The sequence below is a fragment of the Lentibacter sp. XHP0401 genome (assembly GCF_025751535.1).
GTDB lineage: Bacteria > Pseudomonadota > Alphaproteobacteria > Rhodobacterales > Rhodobacteraceae > Lentibacter.
This window is the reverse complement of record NZ_JAOWLC010000027.1, coordinates 1-1195: the sequence shown is the minus strand read 5'-3', so window position 1 is coordinate 1195 and position 1195 is coordinate 1. Positions and strand designations below refer to the sequence as shown.

The following is a 1195-nucleotide window of genomic DNA, read 5'->3' as shown; positions in this document are numbered from 1 at the left end:
AATGTATGTACCGGCTGCTGTTCGCAAATGATTTCTGGCATGTTCTCGGAAGTCGCTCATATGTATTCGGCCTGTTGATCGACACGCGGGTCGTGGCCTTGTTGGGGTTACGCACGCGCCGTGATCTCATTAGCGGATAGGTCGATTATGACCATTTGGGCCGTCAGACTCTGGGGGCGTTGTATTTCCGTTCCATGCTTTTGATCTATCGCGAACTCCTTTGGATTACTGCGGGGTGTTAAACGCCGACAGCAACCTCATCTCTTGGCGCATCAAACACCGTTTTATGTCTCAATATGCTCCATGCCATGCGCGCCAGTTTGTTAGCGAGTGCGATGGCGGCCTTGTTGCGATGCATACGTTCGGAGGCTCGGGTCAACCATTCACCAAAGCTGAAGTCTGGCCACCGATGCGGGCGCATCATTATGACCTTTGCGGCTTGGACGAACAGCATTCTTAGGTATCTGCTGCCGCGCTTCGATATTCGTCCCAACACTGTCCTACCACCGGTGCTGTATTGACGAGGCACCAGTCCTACCCAAGCCGCAAAATCCCTGCCTCGATCAAAGGCCTCTCCTTCACCAATCGCGGCCACCATCGCTGTAGAGATCATCGGACCAATGCCAGGGATCGTCATCACGTTCACACAATTCTCTTCGGTACGGCTGATCTCTTCAATCTCTTTTGACACCTTGTCGATCCGATCATCCATCCACATCCAGTCGCCGTAGAGGCCTATCAAGATGCGACGCATCCGCGGTGATATCTCGTCTTTGCGTTCCTCGAGGATCGTCTCGAACGAGTTCTTTAAGGCGCGCAGGCCTTTGCGCACCGTGATCCCTTGTTCGATTAGAAACGCACGGATCTGGTTGATCGTCGCGGTCCGACGCGACACCAAACGCGATCTGACACGATGCAAAGCCTGCAAATCAAGTTGGTCCTGTGTTTTCTCCGAAACCGTCTTCAAGTTCGGACGCAGTGCCGCCTCGGCAATCGCCTCCGCATCGTTGTAGTCGTTCTTCTGACCCTTATTGAACGGCTTCACGTAAATCGCAGGAATAATACGAGGCTCAAAGCCCAACTTTCGCAACGTCCTGCTAACGAAATGAGCACTCAGACACGCTTCCATCCCAACAATACATCGAGGCAACTTCTCAAAAGTCGCAACCAACGCAAGCCGCTTTATCTGTTGGCG

At 53.0% G+C, this 1195-nt stretch carries 1 protein-coding gene; it reads right to left on the bottom strand.

Features of this window, described 5'->3' with window-relative positions; translation table 11 throughout:
* Window positions 1-238: 238 nt before the first annotated feature.
* Window positions 239-1195, bottom strand: a 957-nt coding sequence (locus tag OE750_RS18135; RefSeq protein ID WP_263765711.1) for an IS110 family transposase, incomplete at its 5' end; no start/stop codon positions are given.